1 protein-coding gene is annotated in these 1,363 nt (G+C 69.5%); it reads right to left on the bottom strand.

The features are described 5' to 3' along the window. Positions 1-1,361 (bottom strand): acetyl-CoA carboxylase biotin carboxylase subunit (locus J8I82_RS37665; RefSeq protein WP_245180675.1); only part of this gene is annotated, 1,361 nt, incomplete at its 3' end. Between the last annotated feature and the right edge of the window lie 2 nt (positions 1,362-1,363).

Raw genomic sequence — 1,363 nt, 5'->3', positions numbered from 1 at the left:
GTCTTCTCGTTGCGCTCGATCAGTCCGGTATCGAGGTCGGCGGTGCGGAACGCTTCCGACTTCACCAGCCGCTGCAGGAAGGCCACGTTGGTCGACAGGCCGACCACGTGATACGCGGCCAGCGCCTGGCGCATCCGCGCCAGCGCCTCGTCGCGATCCTTGCCCCAGACGATCAGCTTGGCGATCATCGGGTCGTAGTATGGGCTGATGGTGTCGCCCTCGCGCACGCCGGCATCGATGCGGATGCCGGCCGGGCCATGAGCATCCTCGCCGCGCATGAACTGCACCGCCGGCGGCGTGCGCAGGAAGCGCAGCGTGCCGGTGGAGGGCAGGAACTGCTTGTCGGGGTTCTCGGCGTAGATGCGCGCTTCCAGCGCGTGGCCGTCGATGCGCAGTTGCTGCTGCGTCTGCGGCAGCGGCTCGCCGGCGGCGACGCGCAGCTGCCATTCGACCAGGTCCTGCCCGGTGATCATCTCGGTGACCGGGTGCTCGACCTGCAGGCGCGTGTTCATCTCCATGAAGTAGAACGAGCCGTCCTGGTTGGCGATGAACTCCACCGTGCCGGCGCCGACATAGCCCACGGCCTTGGCAGCGGCCACGGCGGCCTCGCCCATGGCGCGGCGGCGTTCCTCGGTCATGCCCGGCGCCGGCGCCTCTTCCAGCACCTTCTGGTGCCGGCGCTGCACCGAGCAGTCGCGCTCGAACAGGTAGACGCAGTTGCCGTGGGTGTCGGCAAACACCTGGATCTCGATATGGCGCGGACGGGTCAGGTATTTCTCCACCAGCACCTTGTCGTCGCCGAAGCTGGCGCTGGCCTCGCGTTTGACCGACGCCAGCGCGGCCTCGAAGCCCTCGCCCGACTCGACCACGCGCATGCCCTTGCCGCCACCGCCCGCGCTGGCCTTGAGCAGCACCGGGTAGCCGATGCGGTCGGCTTCGCGGCGCAGCAGCGCCGGGTCCTGGTCTTCGCCGTGGTAACCGGGCACCAGCGGCACCGACGCCTTTTCCATCAGCTGCTTGGCCGCGCTCTTGCTGCCCATCGCGTGGATGGCCGAGGCCGGCGGGCCGATGAAGACCAGCCCCGCCGCGGCGCAGGCCTCGGCGAAGGCTTCGTTCTCGGACAGGAAGCCGTAGCCCGGGTGGATCGCCTGGGCGCCGGTCTCCTTCGCCATTTCAATGATGTGATCGGCGCGCAGATAGCTGTCGCGCGCGGCGGCGCCGCCGATATGGACGGCTTCGTCGCAGAAGGCGACGTGGCGCGCATCGGCGTCGGCATCCGAGTACACCGCGACGGTGCGGATGCCGAGCCGGCGGCAGGTGGCGGCGACACGGCAGGCGATCTCGCCGCGGTTTGCGATCAGGA

Origin of the sequence: Cupriavidus consociatus (assembly GCF_017814975.1) — a bacterium.
GTDB classification, from domain to species: domain Bacteria; phylum Pseudomonadota; class Gammaproteobacteria; order Burkholderiales; family Burkholderiaceae; genus Cupriavidus; species Cupriavidus consociatus.
The sequence above is the reverse complement of the archived record's forward strand: the minus strand, read 5'-3'. Positions and strand labels throughout refer to the sequence as shown.